This window comes from Methylobacterium brachiatum (genome assembly GCF_020523825.1).
Classification (GTDB): Bacteria; Pseudomonadota; Alphaproteobacteria; order Rhizobiales; family Beijerinckiaceae; genus Methylobacterium; species Methylobacterium brachiatum.
In genome coordinates this window covers 735275-751871 of sequence record NZ_JAJALK010000001.1, presented here as the reverse complement: position 1 = coordinate 751871, position 16597 = coordinate 735275, and the positions used below count along the sequence as shown (strand labels likewise).

The 16597-nt window shown below is 68.3% G+C and carries 18 protein-coding genes; 4 read left to right on the top strand and 14 right to left on the bottom strand.

What is annotated here, in order from left to right; translation table 11 throughout:
• A partial coding sequence (locus tag LGR69_RS03670) for a transposase (protein WP_230365199.1) occupies nucleotides 1–326 on the top strand: 326 nt, incomplete at its 5' end.
• Nucleotides 327–338: 12 nt separating this feature from the next.
• Here LGR69_RS03670 and LGR69_RS03665 read toward each other — a convergent pair.
• Together LGR69_RS03665 and LGR69_RS03660 are read right to left on the bottom strand one after the other, a co-directional pair.
• A complete protein-coding gene (locus tag LGR69_RS03665; protein ID WP_230365198.1) occupies nucleotides 339–668 on the bottom strand; it encodes a hypothetical protein in 330 nt (109 codons plus the stop codon).
• Nucleotides 669–685: 17 nt separating this feature from the next.
• A complete protein-coding gene (locus tag LGR69_RS03660) occupies nucleotides 686–2635 on the bottom strand; it encodes a Hint domain-containing protein (RefSeq protein ID WP_230365197.1) in 1950 nt (649 codons plus the stop codon).
• Nucleotides 2636–3002: 367 nt separating this feature from the next.
• On the opposite strand from LGR69_RS03660, the gene LGR69_RS03655 reads away from it, so the two are divergent.
• Entirely contained in the window at nucleotides 3003–4283 is a 1281-nt protein-coding gene (locus LGR69_RS03655; RefSeq protein WP_007566760.1) for an NAD(P)/FAD-dependent oxidoreductase, read from the top strand.
• Nucleotides 4284–4292: 9 nt separating this feature from the next.
• Here the strand turns inward: LGR69_RS03655 and LGR69_RS03650 are convergent, their stop codons facing one another.
• Complete coding sequence (locus tag LGR69_RS03650; RefSeq protein WP_007566759.1) at nucleotides 4293–5162, bottom strand: formate/nitrite transporter family protein; 870 nt, start codon at nucleotides 5160–5162, stop codon at nucleotides 4293–4295.
• A 41-nt stretch (nucleotides 5163–5203) separates the two neighbouring features.
• The gene (locus LGR69_RS03645; protein ID WP_230365196.1) at nucleotides 5204–5944 is read right to left on the bottom strand and encodes a competence/damage-inducible protein A; all 741 of its coding nucleotides are present in this window, start codon (nucleotides 5942–5944) and stop codon (nucleotides 5204–5206) included.
• 160 nt (nucleotides 5945–6104) lie between these two features.
• Between LGR69_RS03645 and sfsA the strand changes: the two genes are divergently transcribed.
• Nucleotides 6105–6818, top strand: coding sequence for a DNA/RNA nuclease SfsA (gene sfsA, locus LGR69_RS03640; RefSeq protein WP_230365195.1), 714 nt, complete (start codon nucleotides 6105–6107; stop codon nucleotides 6816–6818).
• Here sfsA and LGR69_RS03635 read toward each other — a convergent pair.
• Nucleotides 6805–7650, bottom strand: coding sequence for an FkbM family methyltransferase (locus LGR69_RS03635; RefSeq protein WP_230365194.1), 846 nt, complete (start codon nucleotides 7648–7650; stop codon nucleotides 6805–6807). The genes sfsA and LGR69_RS03635 overlap by 14 nt on opposite strands.
• Nucleotides 7651–7775: 125 nt before the next feature.
• On the opposite strand from LGR69_RS03635, the gene LGR69_RS03630 reads away from it, so the two are divergent.
• Nucleotides 7776–8540: an alpha/beta fold hydrolase gene (locus tag LGR69_RS03630; protein ID WP_230365193.1), complete on the top strand. Its 765-nt coding sequence runs from the start codon at nucleotides 7776–7778 to the stop codon at nucleotides 8538–8540.
• A 2-nt stretch (nucleotides 8541–8542) separates the two neighbouring features.
• Here the strand turns inward: LGR69_RS03630 and LGR69_RS03625 are convergent, their stop codons facing one another.
• The 9 genes from LGR69_RS03625 to sufC form a co-directional block, all read right to left on the bottom strand.
• Nucleotides 8543–9304 (bottom strand): ABC transporter permease, encoded by a 762-nt coding sequence (locus LGR69_RS03625; protein ID WP_230365227.1) that lies wholly within the window; start codon nucleotides 9302–9304, stop codon nucleotides 8543–8545.
• 26 nt (nucleotides 9305–9330) lie between these two features.
• A complete protein-coding gene (locus tag LGR69_RS03620) occupies nucleotides 9331–10263 on the bottom strand; it encodes an ABC transporter ATP-binding protein (protein WP_370881336.1) in 933 nt (310 codons plus the stop codon).
• Nucleotides 10264–10467: 204 nt separating this feature from the next.
• Nucleotides 10468–10722, bottom strand: coding sequence for a hypothetical protein (locus tag LGR69_RS03615; protein ID WP_230365192.1), 255 nt, complete (start codon nucleotides 10720–10722; stop codon nucleotides 10468–10470).
• A 347-nt stretch (nucleotides 10723–11069) separates the two neighbouring features.
• Complete coding sequence (locus tag LGR69_RS03610; protein WP_091862495.1) at nucleotides 11070–11381, bottom strand: hypothetical protein; 312 nt, start codon at nucleotides 11379–11381, stop codon at nucleotides 11070–11072.
• Between the two features lie 313 nt (nucleotides 11382–11694).
• Nucleotides 11695–12033, bottom strand: coding sequence for a hypothetical protein (locus tag LGR69_RS03605; RefSeq protein ID WP_230365191.1), 339 nt, complete (start codon nucleotides 12031–12033; stop codon nucleotides 11695–11697).
• Nucleotides 12034–12450: 417 nt separating this feature from the next.
• The gene (locus LGR69_RS03600) at nucleotides 12451–12834 is read right to left on the bottom strand and encodes an SUF system Fe-S cluster assembly protein (RefSeq protein WP_007566736.1); all 384 of its coding nucleotides are present in this window, start codon (nucleotides 12832–12834) and stop codon (nucleotides 12451–12453) included.
• A gap of 92 nt (nucleotides 12835–12926) precedes the next feature.
• Entirely contained in the window at nucleotides 12927–14171 is a 1245-nt protein-coding gene (locus LGR69_RS03595; RefSeq protein WP_230365190.1) for a cysteine desulfurase, read from the bottom strand.
• 194 nt (nucleotides 14172–14365) lie between these two features.
• Nucleotides 14366–15688, bottom strand: coding sequence for a SufB/SufD family protein (locus LGR69_RS03590; RefSeq protein WP_230365189.1), 1323 nt, complete (start codon nucleotides 15686–15688; stop codon nucleotides 14366–14368).
• Nucleotides 15689–15692: 4 nt separating this feature from the next.
• The gene (gene sufC / locus LGR69_RS03585; protein ID WP_007566729.1) at nucleotides 15693–16445 is read right to left on the bottom strand and encodes a Fe-S cluster assembly ATPase SufC; all 753 of its coding nucleotides are present in this window, start codon (nucleotides 16443–16445) and stop codon (nucleotides 15693–15695) included.
• Nucleotides 16446–16597: the final 152 nt, after the last annotated feature.

Here is a 16597-nt window from a genome sequence, read left to right as displayed (position 1 = left end):
ACGTCTTCAAGGCCTACGTCGAGCGCGTGCTCGTACCCGAACTCACACCCGGCGACATCGTCGTGATGGACAACCTCGGCAGCCACAAGGGACCGGCCGTGCGCGCAGCCATCGAAGCGGCCGGCGCGCAGTTGCTGTTCCTCCCGCCCTACTCCCCGGACTTCAACCCGATCGAGATGGCCTTCTCGAAGCTCAAGGCGCTGCTGCGCAAGGCCGCCGAGCGCACCGTCGAAGGGCTATGGTCGGCCATCGGACACCTCATCGACACTGTCACCCCAGACGAGTGCGCCAACTTCTTCGCTGCCGCAGGATACGACCCAGATTAAACCGAAAACGCTCTAGGGCGCGGGGACGATCCGGAACGTCGCCGCCAGCACGTAGGGTGATCCGGGCACATGCGCCCCGTCGCCCTCCCGCCGCACGCTGATCGCGTAATCCTGGCGGGGCGACAGCAGGCCGGGCGGAAGGTCCAACGCGAAGCCGCACCGTCCCGTCCCGATACCCTCGATGGCGAGATCTTCGCGGAACAGGTCGGCCCGGCACCGTCCGAGGACGCGCCGCTCGATCGCGACCAGGACGGTCACCGGAACGTCGGGCGCGTCCATTTCCCAGGCCCAGCCGACGATGCGGCGGTGGCTGAGCACGTCGATACTGCCCCGCAGCGTCACGGCGGCCCCTTCTAGGATCAGGCGACCTGTGCCGGGCGCCATCCGCCCGCGGCATCGAACACCATCGCGCCGATCATCGCGCCGTCCATCGAACGACGCACCGACACCCTGTGGGGCACTGCCGGCATCAGGCCGCTCTCCAGGCCGAGGTCGAATCCGTGCCGCCCCGCCCCGATCGCGGCCGCGCCGAGGTCGGGCCGGTCGATCTCGGCGAGTGTCATCGCGACCACGATCCCGTCCACCACGATGTCGAGGCAGACCGGTCCGGCCGGATGCGCCGTATCCTGCGCCCAACCGGCGACGCGCAGGTCGCCGTCCCGGATTTCACACAGGTCGAGATTGCCGCGAAGCGGCCCGAATCCCGGCGCGTCCACCGACAGGCCGGCCCGCAGGTTCAGGCGGCGGTTGAGGGCTGTCAGCGCAGGGCCATGCGCGACACGCTCGGCATAGGGTTTCGGCGCCGAACCCATGTCCGGCCGCGCGTCCGCGCCGTCGAACTGCGCGCGCAGGCCGGCGGCGGCGAGAAAGCTCTCCGCGGGAATGGCCTCGGCCAGCAGCATGTCGTGGGTGTCGAGCTCGACATGCCAGTAGGTCAGATCGATCACCGCCTCGCCGCGGGTGATGGTTCGGCCGTTGACCAGATGGCCCGCGGCGACGAGCAGGCCATCCAGCAGGAGCGCGTGGTCCGGTGACACCCGGAGATCCCGGGCGGGCGCGCCGTCGGCCAGGGCGCCGGCCCTGATCCGAACCGGCCTGTCCGCGGGAGGCGCGGTCAACCCTGGGTAGCGGCGCGTCCCGATCCACCGGATGGGGCGCCGCTGTCCCGAAGCGGTCACGACCCTCTGGCCGACCCGAAGATCCTCGACCGCGATCTCGCCGTGTTCGGTGAGGATCCGGGTGCCGGTGCAGTAGCACGGGGCCGGGTTGGCGGAGGGCGACGATCCGTGTTCGACCGTCGTTCCCGACGGCGCCGCGGCGGTACCCGTTGCGGGCGACGCTGTCGCCGGACCGGTCGCCGGCGATGACGCGGCGGCCCCGGTGGCCGGCGATGAGGCAGCGGGACCCGACACAGATGATGGCGCGGCCGCCCCACCCCGGACGGGCGATGAAACAGCCCCGACGGTCAAGGTCGACCGGGCGGCCACGGCCCCGTAGAGGCCCGGATCGTACCCATCCGGCGAGGAAACCCGGCCCCGCGGCACGGCGACCGCGTTCGCGCTGTTGGAATAGACCCGGATGTAGTCGATGTTCGACGTGATCGGGCTTCCGGTTGCCGTCCCCTCGCTGCGGACCGCGAGGTTGGCCAGCAGATACATCGGGCTGTGCAGGTCCGACGGTGTGGTCTGCGAGCCGGTGAGCTGGCCGTCGACGTAGAAGCTGATCTTGTCCGGCTGCCAGTTCATTCCGTAGGTGTGATACCCGGACGGATCGTTCAGCTCGGTGACGACCTGACGATTGTCCTGCCAGCGGATGCCGTTCTGCGGATCGGTCGTGTGGATCGTGCTGTACACGCTCCGGTCGCCGTTGCCGTAATGCTCGACGACATCCAGCTCCTGGTGGCCGTTCGTGCTGCTCGATTGCGCGCTCTGCTGGTTCGGCAGCAGCCAGAAGGCGTCCCAGGCATTCGGATCGTTCGAGAAATCCGCGCGGATCTCGAAGTAGCCGTATGTCTGCGAGAAACTCCCCTGCGTGGTGATCAGGCCGGATTCCCAGCTGCCGGGAACCCCCGACGGGGTCCGGTCCGGCACGGCGGTGATCGACAATATGCCGTTCCGGACGCTGAACGGATCGTAGCCCGAGGCGGGATCCACGAAGGAGGACCGCCCGAAGCCGGTATCGGCCGTCCCGTCGGCGCTCCGCCACTCGGCACGGGTATCGGCATACGTGGTTCCGGCACCGGTCGACGAGATGCTTCGCGTATTGAATTCGTCGTCGAAGGTCAGGCGATAACCGGTGAGATCGACCATTCAAGCCGCCCCTTCTAGGCAGATATTCCGCTAATTATGGCTGAAAGCCGCGTTTAACATCAGTTTTCATCAACGATCAAATGGTTAATGGATCGTTACGAAGGGCACCGGCTGGAAGCTCGCGACCCAGCCCGCCGGTCACCGAGGACGCCCTGGGTTGGCGCGAGGACGGTTTGGATCGGCCTTCGCACGGGGGCGCCGCGCGATGTCCCTGAGCGATCGGACGACGACCAGTCCACGCGCGTTCGAGCGGCTTGGAAGCTCCTTCACCCGGCCGGTCGCCACGGGCCACTTGAGGGACTGGTAGCCACGTCCGAACATCGACGCCTGCACCGCGTTCACCGGAAACGAAATTCCAGGAGACGGCATGGCGGACAAAGCACGGATCGTGATCATCGGCGGCGGCGTCGCGGGCATCGAGGTCGCCACCAGCCTCGGGCGAGGCGGCAAGGCCGAGGTGGTCCTGGCCGATCGCAGCCTGTCCCATGTCTGGAAGCCGATGCTGCACACCTTTGCGGCGGGAACCGCCCGGCCCGACCGGCAGAAGGTCGATTTCTTCGCGCAGGCGCGGCGCAACGGCTTCCGGTTTCAGCCGGGAACCCTGATCGGGATCGACCGCCCGGCCCGTCATGTCCGCCTCGCGGTCGAGGCGGCGCAGGGGCGGCCGGAGGCGGATCTCGCCTACGATCTCCTGGTCCTCGCCATCGGCAGCCGGGCCAACGATTTCGGGACCCCCGGGGTGGCCGAGCATTGCCTGACCATCGACGACCTCACCGAGGCCGAGTCGTTCCACCGCCAGCTGCGGCGCCATCTGCTGGCCCGGCTCGATAGCCCCGAGATGCTCGAGATCGCCATCGTGGGCGGGGGCGCCACCGGCGTCGAGCTGGCGGCGGAACTGAAGCACGCCATCAACCTGGCTTCGGATTACGGCTCACCGGACCTGCCGCGCAGGCTGCGCCTGACCCTGATCGAGAGCGGGCCGCGCCTCCTGCCGGCCTTCCCGGAGCGGGTATCCCGGGCGGCCGCCCGGACCTTGTCGGATCTCGCCGTCGAGGTCCGGACCGGCGCCATGGTCACCGGCGCGGATGCGTCCGGCTTCACGTTGCAGGACGGCAGCCGCATCGCCGCCGGGCTCAAGGTCTGGGCGGCCGGCGTGAAAGCGCCGGACGTGCTCGGCGCGGTCGAGGGCCTGGAGCGCTCGCGGACCGGGCAACTCGTGGTCGGTCCCGACCTGCGCACAACCCGGGATCCCGCGATCGTCGCCCTCGGGGATTGTGCCAGCCAGACCGATCCCAAGACGGGCAAGCCGGTCCCCGCCACGGCCCAGGCGGCCCGGCAGCAGGCGCAGCACCTCGCGTCTCATCTCGGGCGGGCGCTGGCCCGGGGGGACACGGTGGCGTCGGAACTGCCGCCGTTCCACTACGTCGAGAAGGGCGCCATCGTCTCCCTGGCCGATTTCAACGGCTGGGGCACGCTGGGGCGCTACACGTTCGGAGGCGGCCGCCTGAACGGCCTCTCGGCGCGCCTCACGCACGATCTGCTGTACCGGCAGCACCAGATCGGCCTGTACGGTCCTCTGCGCGGGACGATGACCTGGATCCTCGACGACCTCGATCACCTGATCAGTCCGCCGGTGAGCCTCGACTAGCGCCCCCGGTCAATCGGTGCGCTCACCCTCGACCTCTTTGGTCTCCTCGACCTGGGGCGCGACCTGGCCGTAATTCAGGACCGCCACCAGGGTGACGCCGCCGATCGTGTTGCCGAGCAGCGTCGGCAGGAAGAACCGCATCCCGTAATCCTCGAGCGAGGCGGCGCCGGTGATCAGCAGGAAGAAGGCCTCCACCGATCCGGCAACGATATGGGCCAGGCCGCAGAGCGAGACCAGCCAGGTCATCAGGAGGATCACGAAGGGGGCGGCGCTGCCGGTCGCGGGCAGGAACCAGACCATCAGGGCGATCATCCAGCCGGCGAACACCCCTTTCACGAAGGTGGACCAGAATCCGTGCGCGATGGCGTCGTGGCTGATCTCGGCGAAGGCCTTGAGCACCGGCGGCTCGAACGCGCCGGCATGGGCCAGCACCGTGGCGATGGCGAGCGTTCCAAGGATATTGCCGCACAGGACGATCAGCCAGAGCCGCACCACGCGGAACGCCGTCTTGATCGAGCGGTCGTGCAGCAGCGGCAGGATCGGCGTGATCGTGTTCTCGGTGAACAGCTGCTGGCGTCCCAGGACGACCACCAGGAAGCCGATCGAGTAGCCCATCGTGGTGACGACCTTCACCCAGTCGGCCTCGGGCAGGTGGCTCTTCAGCACCCCGGGCACGATCAGCGACAGGGCGATGCTGAGGCCCGCCGCGAAGGCCGACAGGAACAGGGCGAGGCCGTGGCGCCGCAGCTCTTCGTCGCCTTCGAGCCGGATCACCTCGTGCAGGACGTAGGCGTCCGGCCGTCCGATCTCGGAGACTTCCTTGAGCAGCTCGTCGCGCCGGGCCTCCTTGTCGGCTCGTTCGTTCTGGTCCCGAATCATCCGCTCAGCTCCGCGACGCAACCCAATCGGAGGCCGGGATCTCAGGCCGCCAGCTGTGCCAACAACGCCTCGACGGCCTGGCGCGCCTCCGCGAGGGCCTGCGCATCCCGGCTGCGCACGACGATCCGGTTGCGAAACCCGTCCGGCGTCATCGCCGGATAGGAGCCGATCGACACGGCCGGCCGGGCCTTGGCGATCTCGCCGAGATCGCTGGCGTAGTGCCCCTCGGGCAGCCCGCCCGCCTCGATGGTCTCGGACATCATCGCGGCGCCGCCCTTCAGGGTCGGCGCGATGGCGTCCAGCATGGCCTGCATCACGCTCGGCACCCCGGCCATGACATGGACGTTGCCGATGCGGAAGCCCGGCGCCTTCGAGACCGCGTTGGGGATCAGGTCGGCTCCGAACGGGATCCGCGCCATGCGCAGGCGGGCCGCGTTCAGGTCTTCGGGCTTGTGGCGCTCCAGCAGCATCGCCCGCGCCCGCTCGTCGATGTCGATGCCGACCCCGAAGGCCTCGGCCACGCAATCGGCGGTGATGTCGTCATGGGTCGGGCCGATCCCGCCGGTGGTGAACAGGTAGGTGTAGCGCGCCCGCAGGGCGTTCACCGCCTCGATGATCATGGCGCCCTCGTCCGGCACGACCCGCACCTCGCGCAGGTCGATCCCGGCGGCGGTGAGGAAGTCGGCGATGGTGCCGATATTCTTGTCCTTGGTGCGCCCCGACAGGATCTCGTCGCCGATGACGAGGATCGCGGCGGTGATCGGATCGGAAGGCTGGTCCATGGGACTCTATGGTCGGAGGGAAGGTCGGGGCCGGATCGCGATCCGGCCGATCGATCCTGCGCGCATCGGTCTCGCCGCTCCAGCGGTGACACCTGCGACGGCGGATGGTCAGCAGATAGCGCGGCCGCCGGCCCGGACCACACGAACCCGGAGATATCCGATGCTCTTCGCCGCGCCGCTCATCCCGGGACGGCTCGTGCAGCGCTACAAGCGCTTCCTGGCCGATATCGAGAGCGACGACGGCCTCGTCACCGCCCATTGCCCCAATCCCGGCGCCATGCTCGGCCTCAACCTGCCGGGCCGGCCGGTGCTGCTGTCGCGCTCGACCAACCCGACCCGCAAGCTGCCTCTGACCTGGGAACTGGTGGAAGCCGACCTGCCGGGCGGTCCGCAATGGGTCGGCATCAACACCCTGCGCCCGAACGCGCTCGTGGCCGAGGCGTTTCGCGCCGGCGTGATCGGTGCGCTCGCCGGCCACGACGTCTTCCGGCCGGAGGTCCGCTACGCGCAGGCCAGCCGGGTCGATTTCCTCGCGAGCGGCGCGGCGGCCGGGCCGTGCCACGTCGAGGTGAAGAACTGCCACATGATGCGTCGCCCCGGCCTCGCGGAATTCCCGGACTGCGTCGCCGCCCGCAGCGCCCGGCACATGCGCGACCTCGCCCAGGTGGTCGCAGACGGCGGCCGGGCCCTGGTGGTCATCGTGGTGCAGATGCACGCGGAGGCGTTCGACGTCGCCCGGGACATCGACCCGGCCTTCGACCGGGCGTTCCGGGAGGCCCGCGCGGCGGGCGTGGAAGTGCGCGCCTATCGGTGCGCCGTCAGCCCGGCGGGCGTCGCCCTGACCGACGAGATCCCGGTGATCACGCCGCCCTGACCGGCGCCCGGCGCTCGAACATCAGGTTCAGGCGGGAGCGCGAGATCTCGCGGTAGCCGAACCCTTCCAGGTGCCTGGGCAGGTCGAGCTGCCACTGTCCGGTGCCGTTCTCGATCAGCAGGATGCGCGGGAGCAGCGCTTCCGGCGCCTCGCGCAGGAACGGCTCGAGGATCAGGTCCTCGGCGCCTTCCACATCGAGCTTGATCGCGTCGACGCGCGTCAGGCCCTCGGCCCGCAGCAATCCGATGAGCGTCACGGCCGGCACGGTGATCCGTGCGCCCTCATTGGTGCCCACGATCCGCAGGCTCGATTCCCCGCGGTTGCGGGGGTCGATGAACAGGGTCAGCTCGCCGGCTTTGTCGGCCACCGCGCAGGCCACCGCCTTCACGGTGTGGAACGAATTCTGGGCGATGTTGTAGGTCAGGCGGGCGAACACGTCGGGCTGCGGCTCGACCGCGACGATCCGGGCGGCCGGTCCCGAGAACGCCGCCGCGCACAGAGCATAGGCGCCGATATTGGCGCCGATATCGAGGAACACGCAATCCTGCGGCAGGCGCGCCTGCAGCATGGCCCGCTCCTGCGGGTCGAAGAATTGCGGCGTGAACAGCACCTTCTTCTCGCAGTTGTTGTTGTAGGGGTGCAGCCGCATCCGGGCCCCGTATCGGGTCACGTCGAGGGGCTTGCCGCCCAGCCGGGAGATCGCGATCCGGCGCAGGAACAGCGCGAGGCGCCGCCCGTACCAGGATTCGGCCGGGATCCGGTTCGTCCGCCGGGTAATCGCCGCGACGAGGCCGGCCGGTTCGTAGGTGCCGTAGGGCTTGGTATCGGTCATAACCGGGGCGGTGTGCCAGCCGGGGCCCCGCCCCGCAAGCGGACCGATCCGCGTTGCTCCTTTGGGGCGCTGTGGTCTAAGCGTCGCGCTTCGTGAGAGCACCGACACGGAACGGGTTGCGCGGCATGGATTCCTTCGATTCGGACGGCGTGCGGATCGCCTATATCGACGTCCCTCCGGCGGAAGGGGCCGGTACGCCGGTCCTGCTGATCCACGGTTTCGCCTCGAACCACGCGGTCAACTGGGTCAACACCCAGTGGGTGCGGGCGCTGACCCAGGCCGGCTATCGGGCGATCGCGCTGGACAATCGCGGCCACGGGGAGAGCGAGAAGCTCTACGACCCGGCGGCCTACAGCTCCGAGGCCATGGCCGGGGACGCGGTGCGGCTGCTCGACCATCTCGGGATCCAGCGCGCCCACGTGATGGGCTACTCGATGGGGGCCCGGATCACCGCGCATGTCGCCCTGGACTATGCCGACCGGGTCCGCTCCGCCCTGATCGGCGGCCTCGGCATGCATCTCGTGGAGGGCAAGGGCCTCCCGTCCGGGATCGCCGAGGCCCTCGAAGCGCCCGCCGGCACGCCCGCCCCGAACCCGACCGCCGCGGCGTTCCGGACTTTTGCCGAGCAGACGCGCAGCGACCTGCGGGCGCTGGCCGCCTGCATGCGCGGCTCGCGCCAGACCCTGAGCCGGGCGGAACTCGCCCAGATCGAGGTGCCGGTGCTGGTCTCGGTCGGCACCCTCGACACGGTTGCGGGCTCCGGCCCAGCGCTGGCTGCCCTGATCCCGGATGCGCGCGCGCTCGAGATCGAGGGCAAGGACCATTCCACCGCTGTCGGCGCCAAGCCGCACCGGGACGGCGTGCTGGCATTCCTCGCGGCGCAGCCCTGAAATCAGCTCTTGAGGCGGTAGCCGGTCCGGAAGATGTAGGTGACGAGGCCGAGGCATATCACCAGGAACAACGCGGTCATCCCGAGGCTGATCGCGATGCTGACATCGGCCTTGCCGAAGAACGCCCAGCGGAACGCGCTGATCAGGTAGACGACCGGGTTGACCAGGCTCACCGCGTGCCAGAACGGCGGCAGCATGTTGATCGCGTAGAAGCTGCCGCCCAGGAAGGTCAGTGGCGTCACGACGAGGAGCGGCACCAGCTGGAGCTTCTCGAACCCGTCCGCCCAGAGCCCGATGACAAAGCCGAACAGGCTGAACGTGACCGCGGTCAGCAGCAGGATGCCGACCATCCAGATCGGGTGATCGATCCGCAACGGCACGAACAGCGCCGAGGTGGCCAGGATGATCAGGCCGATCAGGATCGACTTCGAGGCCGCCGCGCCGACGAATCCCAGCACCACCTCCAGCGGCGAGATCGGGGCCGACAGGATCTCGTAGATCGTGCCGGCGAAGCGCGGGAAGTAGATGCCGAACGAGGCGTTCGAGATGCTCTGCGTCAGCAACGAGAGCATGATCAGCCCGGGCACGATGAACAGCCCGTAGGGCACGTCGTCCACCGCCGAGACCCGCGAGCCGATCGCGGCCCCGAACACCACGAAATACAGGGTGGTCGAGATCACCGGGGCGAGGATGCTCTGCCCGGCGGTGCGCCAGAAGCGGCCCATCTCGAACCGGTAGATCGCCCGGACGGCCGGCCAGTTCATGTTCATCGTCGCGCTCGTGCCGGTTGTCATGCCCTCGCCTCGCCCTCGCGCACGAGGCCGACGAAGATGTCCTCGAGGGAGGACTGTTCCGTATGGAGATCGTTGAACCGGATGCCGGCGGCTGCCAGGCCGGTGAGCAACCCGGTGATGCCGGTCCGCTCGGCGCGCGTGTCGTAGGTGTAGACCAGCTCGCGGCCGTCGCCGGCCAGCACCAGCCCGTAATCGGAGAGCTCCGGCGGAATCTCGGTGATCGGTGCCTGGAGCTGAAGCGTCAGCTGCTTGCGCCCGAGCTTGCGCATCAGCGCCGCCTTCTCCTCGACCAGGATGATCTGGCCCCGCCGGATGACGCCGATGCGGTCGGCCATCTCCTCGGCTTCCTCGATGTAATGGGTCGTCAGGATCACCGTGACGCCCTGCTGGCGCAGATCGCGCACCAGCCCCCACATGTCCTGGCGCAGCTCCACGTCGACGCCGGCCGTCGGCTCGTCGAGGAACAGCACCCGAGGCTCATGGGACAGCGCCTTGGCGATCAGCACCCGGCGCTTCATCCCCCCGGACAGGGTCATGAGGCGGCTGTCGCGCTTGTCCCAGAGGGACAGGGCGCGCAGAATCTTCTCGATATGGCCCGGATCCGGCTGCAGCCCGAACAGGCCGCGCGAGAAGCTCACCGTGTTCAGCACCGTCTCGAAGGCGTCGGTGGTCAGCTCCTGGGGCACCAGGCCGATGGCCCGGCGCGCGGCGCGGTAATCCGCGGCGATGTCGTGGCCATCAACCATCACCGTCCCGGAACTCGGTGTGACGATGCCGCAGACGATGTTGATCAACGTCGACTTGCCGGCCCCGTTCGGGCCCAGCAACGCGAAGATCTCGCCGCGCTCGATCGCGAGGTCGATGTTGCTCAGCGCGGTGAAGCCCGACTTGTAGGTCTTCGACAGCTTCGAGATGGAGATAATCGGCATCAGGGCCTGAATCGCACGCGGGGCATCGTGTGCCGGGGACGATCGTCCCGGCTTGGGGGATGCCGCTGCCGAGGACATCGCGACGGTCCACACAACCCGCCGGTCGGCGGGCCGCTCTCGGAAGCGGGCGCCCCTATAGCACGCGACGGGCGCGGCTCTCAGCGGGCCGATGTGTGCCGGCGCACAGCGGGAGGGCCCGCCCGGCTACGCCTCGGCGCGGCCCTCGACCATCGCCAGGCATTCCCGACGGGCATCCGGGTCGCGGATGCGCGTGAAGGCCGCCAGCATCGTCGCGCATTCGGACGCCGTCGGACCCTTGTCCGGCGAAGAGGCGGCGTGGCCGCGCCGAAAGACCGCGACGGGCAGGTTGAGCATGCCGGCAATCCGACCGAGAAGCCGCTCTTCCTCGTCGAAACGAGGTGCGGCATCGGTCGATCCGAAGCGTACTGCGTCGCTCATCCTGCCTCCCAGCCCCCATAGAAGCCGAGCGTGGGAGCATGCGCCCACGGGGCCGGCACGACTCGGGTCGAAATCCGGCGCGACCATTCATGACTTTTGGCGGCGCTGCAATCCACCGTTACGCTTCTCAGTAGTTTACTGAGGACGAGACGCATTCTGAATTTCAAATCTCATCCTATATCGCCGTGCGAGATCTGATTTCTTTGACCTAGAGACTGGTCTTTGAAGCATGGTCGATCGACGCAGCTATAATGGCCGGTCGCCTCAATTGGTCCAACGCCCCCTGAGAAGCGGTCAGGCGGAACACGCTCGGGTGGCTGGACGGGTCAAGTCAGCCGAGAGCCGCGTCAGCCGCCGCCCCGCAGGGCGATCAGGGTCGCGAGACCGATCAGCGTGGCGAGACCGAGCAGCCGCCGCCACGGATTGACGCCGCGGACAAGCTCATCGATCGCCCACCAGCCGAGCGCGACGTCGGCGGCAAGGCTCAGCCACGTGGCGGCGGGCTCGGCGCCGCGGGCGAGCCAGGCGGCGAGCATGAGGCCGAAAAACAGCCAGAGCGGCAGGTTGGGCCACTGCGCCACGGTGATGGCGCCCGTCCGCCGATCCCGGAAAAGCCAGTCGCGCGCCCGCAGGACGGGGCTGGCCGATGGCTGCGTCATAGGCCTGCGCCCTTCCTGTTGCTGCATGACCGTGCGGCCCCGCACCGCGACCCCACCGCGCCGGAGTTAAGACGGATCCAGCACGACGCAGCGATCTTAACCGGTGATCAACGTTACCGAATGGAAAGCGCGGACCAATGCCTAACAGTTCCTCAAACGACTCGCGAAAAAGCCGTTCATCGGACGATAATTCAGCACCCGGACAGCAACCCACGCCCTTAGAGGTCAGGATCGATCATGAGCGCCCGTTTCGAAGACCTGAAGTTCATGCTGCTGCTCAGCGCCGTCACGCTGCTCGGCAGCGGCCTCGACGTCATCCTGCGCTGATCGAGGCGGCCATGCCGCGAACGGGCAGCGGGGCGGCCTGCACGAAGGCGCGACCCAGGGCCGAGCGGGCGGCGGATTCCCTCGGCCGCATGGCGCCGCGGGGCTGCACGACGACCGGTACGCTGACGATGCGCGGCGCGGCCATGCGCCAACGCCGTGGCACGGCAGGCTTCACGACAGCGGTCGCCGACTGACCGGTTCGCAGCACCGTGCGCAACTCGGCCACGCGTGCCATCCGCTCCGTACGCATCACGAACGCGGCAACCACCAGACCGCTGAGGCCGGCCCCTTCAAGGAGTGCCGCGACCACGTAACCCGGACCCATCCGTCCCCACCATTCGCATCAAGCGACGCCGCGCATACCGGCCGCCGGATTGCTGCTGTGGGCAATCGTGGTTAGCGAACGCTTAAAAACCCGTCTGGATTGATACACGAAGGCTGCGCGCTGGCGCTGAATGTCCGATTCGAAGCAAGCTGAGATATAATGGATTTGTCTATCGTTTCATCGCGAGCGCTGGATGCTGCGTGTTTGAGGCGCGCTCGACCGAAGGCTCTGCGGGTTCGATCGCGGGAATAATAATCCCGTCTGTCCGGACCGGTCGTGTTTTGCCGGTATCGGCCCAAAATCCCCGACGGTTTCGCCGTCGCATGGGCCACCGCGCCTTGTCGGGCCTGTGCGACGGGTGTCTGTGTTCTGCGATCGACTGCTTCGAGCCCATGGCGTGAAGCAGCCTGACGCGCCCTACCACATGTCGAGGGCGACCCGGGCCTCGTCCGACATCCGGCTCTGATCCCACGGCGGATCGAACACCATGGTCACCGCGCAGGATTGCACGCCCGGCACGGCGCTGACCGCGTTCTCGACCCAGCCCGGCATCTCGCCGGCAACGGGGCAGCCGGGGGCTGTCAGCGTCATGTCGATCGCGACCTTCCGGTCGTCGCCGATATCGACCTTGTAGATCAGGCCGAGCTCGTAGATGTCGGCCGGGATCTCCGGATCGTAGACGGATTTCAGCGCCGCGACGATGTCGTCGGTCAGCCGGTCGAGCTCGGCCGGCGGGATCGCCGAGGCGGCTTCGACCGCGGGGGCGTTGGCGCCGCCGGTGATTGTGGCGTCGGTGCTCATGGTTTTCTTCTCCCCCGGACCCGCGCAGACGGAACCGGTTTCATCGCAGCTCGCGCATCGCCCGCACAATCAGGGTCGGGACATTGCGCCGATCAGGCGAACATCATCTCGGCTTTGCCGAGCGCCTCGGCAAGGGCATCGATCTCGGCGGTGGTCGTGTAGAGGCCGAACGAGGCCCGGCAGGTGGATGTCACGCCGAAGCGCGTGAGCAGCGGCATGGCGCAATGGGTCCCGGCACGCACCGCCACGCCCTGGCGGTCGATCACCGTGGCGATGTCGTGGGCGTGCGCCCCCTTCATCTCGAAGCTGACGACGCCGCCCTTGCCCTTGGCCGTACCGATGATCCGCAGGGCGTTCATCGCCCCGAGACGCTCGTGGGCGTAGCGGGTCAGCATCGCCTCGTGCGCGGCGATGTTCTCCCGGCCCAACCCTAGCATGTATTCGAGCGCCGCCCCGAGCCCGACCGCCTCGACGATCGCCGGCGTCCCGGCCTCGAACCGGTGCGGCGGGTCGTTGTAGGTCACCGTATCCTGGCTGACGGTCCGGATCATCTCGCCGCCGCCCTGATAGGGGGGCAGCCGCTCCAGCCATTCCTTCTTGCCGTAGAGGACGCCGATGCCGGTCGGGCCGTAGACCTTGTGGCCGGTGAAGATGAAGAAGTCGCAGTCCAGCGCGCGCACGTCGATCGGTTGGTGGACGGCGCTCTGTGCGCCGTCGAGCAGAACCGGCACACCGTGAGCATGGGCGATGCGGACGATCTCCGCGGCCGGCGTCACCGTGCCCAGCACGTTCGACATCTGGGTGATCGCCACCATCTTGGTGCGCGGCGTGAACAGCTTCTCGTATTCGTCGACCAGGAAGTTGCCGTCCTCGTCGACCGGCGCCCACTTGATCACGGCTCCGCGGCGCTCGCGCAGGAAGTGCCAGGGCACGATGTTGGAGTGATGCTCCATGATCGACAGGATGATCTCGTCACCCTCGCCGATCAGCCCGGCCCAGCCCATGCTGGAGGCCACGAGGTTGTAGGCCTCGGTGGCGTTGCGGGTGAAGATGATCTCGTCCGTGGAGGCGGCGTTGAGGAACTGGCGCGTCGTCTCGCGGGCACCCTCGAACCCCTCCGTGGCGGCGTTCGCCATGAAGTGCAGGCCGCGATGGACGTTGGCGTAGCCGGTCTCCATGCAGGAGACCATGGCGTCGATCACCTGCCGGGGCTTCTGCGCCGAGGCGGCATTGTCGAGATAGACCAGCGGCTTGCCGTAGACCGTCTGCGACAGGATCGGGAAGTCCTTGCGGACCGCCGCGACGTCGTAGCCTTTGGTGAGGACGGGTGCGTTCATTGTCGCGACCTTCTGAGACCTAAGTCCGTCCCATGGGCCACCTCGATCCGAGGGGCCGGAGAGAAGCGGAGGTCTCGGCAGAGGCCTCCGAAGTTCTTGGCGACCCACGAACCGCCCAACGCGACGGCCTTGCCGGGTTCCGGGGGTTCGGGTTCGCATTCCCGGCCGACCTCGGGACGAGATCGGCCGATGGGTCAGGCGCGCGCGGCGAGCCAGGCCTCGATCTCGCCGATCAGCGCCGCGCGGGCGCCCTCGTGCGAGACCGACTCGACCGCCTCGCCGATGAAGGCCTGGACCAGCAGGCTCTCGGCCACCGCGCGGGGCAGGCCGCGGGCCATCAGGTAGAACAGCAGGTCCTCGTCCGGCGCGCCGCAGGTGGCGCCGTGGCCGCAGGCGACGTCGTCGGCGAAGATCTCCAGCTCCGGCTTGTTCATCATCTGCCCCTCGTCGCTGAGGAGCAGGCAATCCGACTTCATCTTGCCGTCGGTCTGCTGGGCCGCCTGGCGCACGATGATCTTGCCCTGGAACACCCCGGTGGCGTCCCCGTCGATCACCGTCTTGAACATCTCCCGGCCGACGCCGCCGACGGCGGCATGGTCGGCCAGCAGGGTCGAGTCCGCCAGCTGACCGTCGCCCAGCATCGCGGCGCCGTTGACGACGGCGTTCACGTTCTCGCCCGCGACATGCATGAAGATCTGGTGGCGGGAGAGGACGGCACCCGTGACCAGGTTGACCGTCTCCAGGCGCGCCTCGTCGTCGAGACGCACGCTGATCGTCGAGAGCGCGATGGCGGCCTTGCCCTCGCGGTTGAGCCGGGCGTGGCGGAACACCGCCTGCATGCCGACGCGCACGTCGAGCGCATCGTTCGGCTGGTAGGTGATGTCGTCCGGCCCCTCGTGGCTTTCCAGCAGGGTCAGCTCGGCACCCGCGCCGAGATCGACCAGCACGCGGGTGGCGGTCGAGAAACCCTCCGACCCGGTGCCGACGAAGCGCAGATGCAGCGCCCGCTCGATCTTCGTGCCGGGGGCGACCGAGATCAGGGCGCCGTCGGCCAGGAACGCGGTGTTGAGCTGGAAGACCGGGTTCTCCCGCGCCTGCTCGACCGGGGCCAGCAGACGCAGGCGCGCATCGCCCTTGCCCATCGCGTCGTTGAGCGGCGTGACGGTGAGGCCGGCCGGCAAGCCGTCTAGGTCCGACAGCGGACGGATCAGATGACCGTTCACGAAGGTCAGGCGCGCGGCATCGAGGCCGGCAAACCCCTTGGCCGACGCGACGGCGGCCTGAGCGACCTCGGGCGACGGCGCCTCGGCCGGCGGGACCGCCTCCTTCATGGCGGCGCGCAAGTCGGTGTACTTGAACGCCTCGACGCGCCGGCTCGGCAAGCCGGCGGCCTCGAAGAAGCGGAACGCCTCCTCGCGGGCGATCGCCTCTTCCGAAGCGAAGCCCTTACGCGCGGCTTCGAACAGGTTCGACAGCCCGGTCTCGGCGCTGGTGCGCAGGTTCTGGATGTCGGCCATGGGCTTACGCGGCCTCGTTGGTGCGGTACTCGGCATAGCCCGACGCTTCGAGCTCGAGCGCCAGGTCCTTGCCGCCGGTCTTCACGATCTGGCCCTTCGACATGACGTGCACGGTGTCGGGCACGATGTGGTTGAGCAGACGCTGGTAGTGGGTGATCACCAGGAACGAGCGGCCCTGCGCGCGTAGCGCGTTCACGCCCTCGGAGACGATGCGCAGGGCATCGATATCGAGGCCGGAATCGGTCTCGTCGAGCACGCAGAATTTTGGCTCGAGCAGCGCCATCTGGAGGATCTCCATGCGCTTCTTCTCGCCGCCGGAGAAGCCGACATTGAGGGCGCGCTTGAGCATCTCCTTGTTGATCTCGAGCTTGTCGGCCGCGGCGTTGACCTTGCGGATGAAGTCCGGGGTCGAGATCTCCGCCTCGCCGCGCGCCTTGCGCTGCGCGTTCAGGCACGCCTTCAAGAAGGTCATGGTGCCGACGCCGGGGATCTCCAGCGGGTACTGGAAGGCCAGGAAGATGCCGGCCGCGGCGCGCTCGTCGGCGGCCATCTCCAGCACGTTCTGCCCGTCGAGCAGGATCTCGCCGTCGAGGACCTCGTAGTCCTCCTTGCCGGCGATGACGTAGGACAGGGTCGATTTGCCCGACCCGTTCGGCCCCATGATCGCCGCGACCTCACCGTCGTTCACGGTCAGGTTCAGGCCGTTCAGGATGCGGTTGTCCTCGATCTGCACGACGAGGTTCTTGATTTCCAACATGTTAGTTCAAGTCCTATCGAACGGCGAGCCGGGTTCATGCGCCGACCGCGTGCCGTCAGTTCCTTATCGCCGTCACCGAGACGGCCATTTCGAAGGCCTTCAGCTCCGGATGCCGCGCGTGAGAGCCGTCACGCGATCCGGAAAGCGACCGC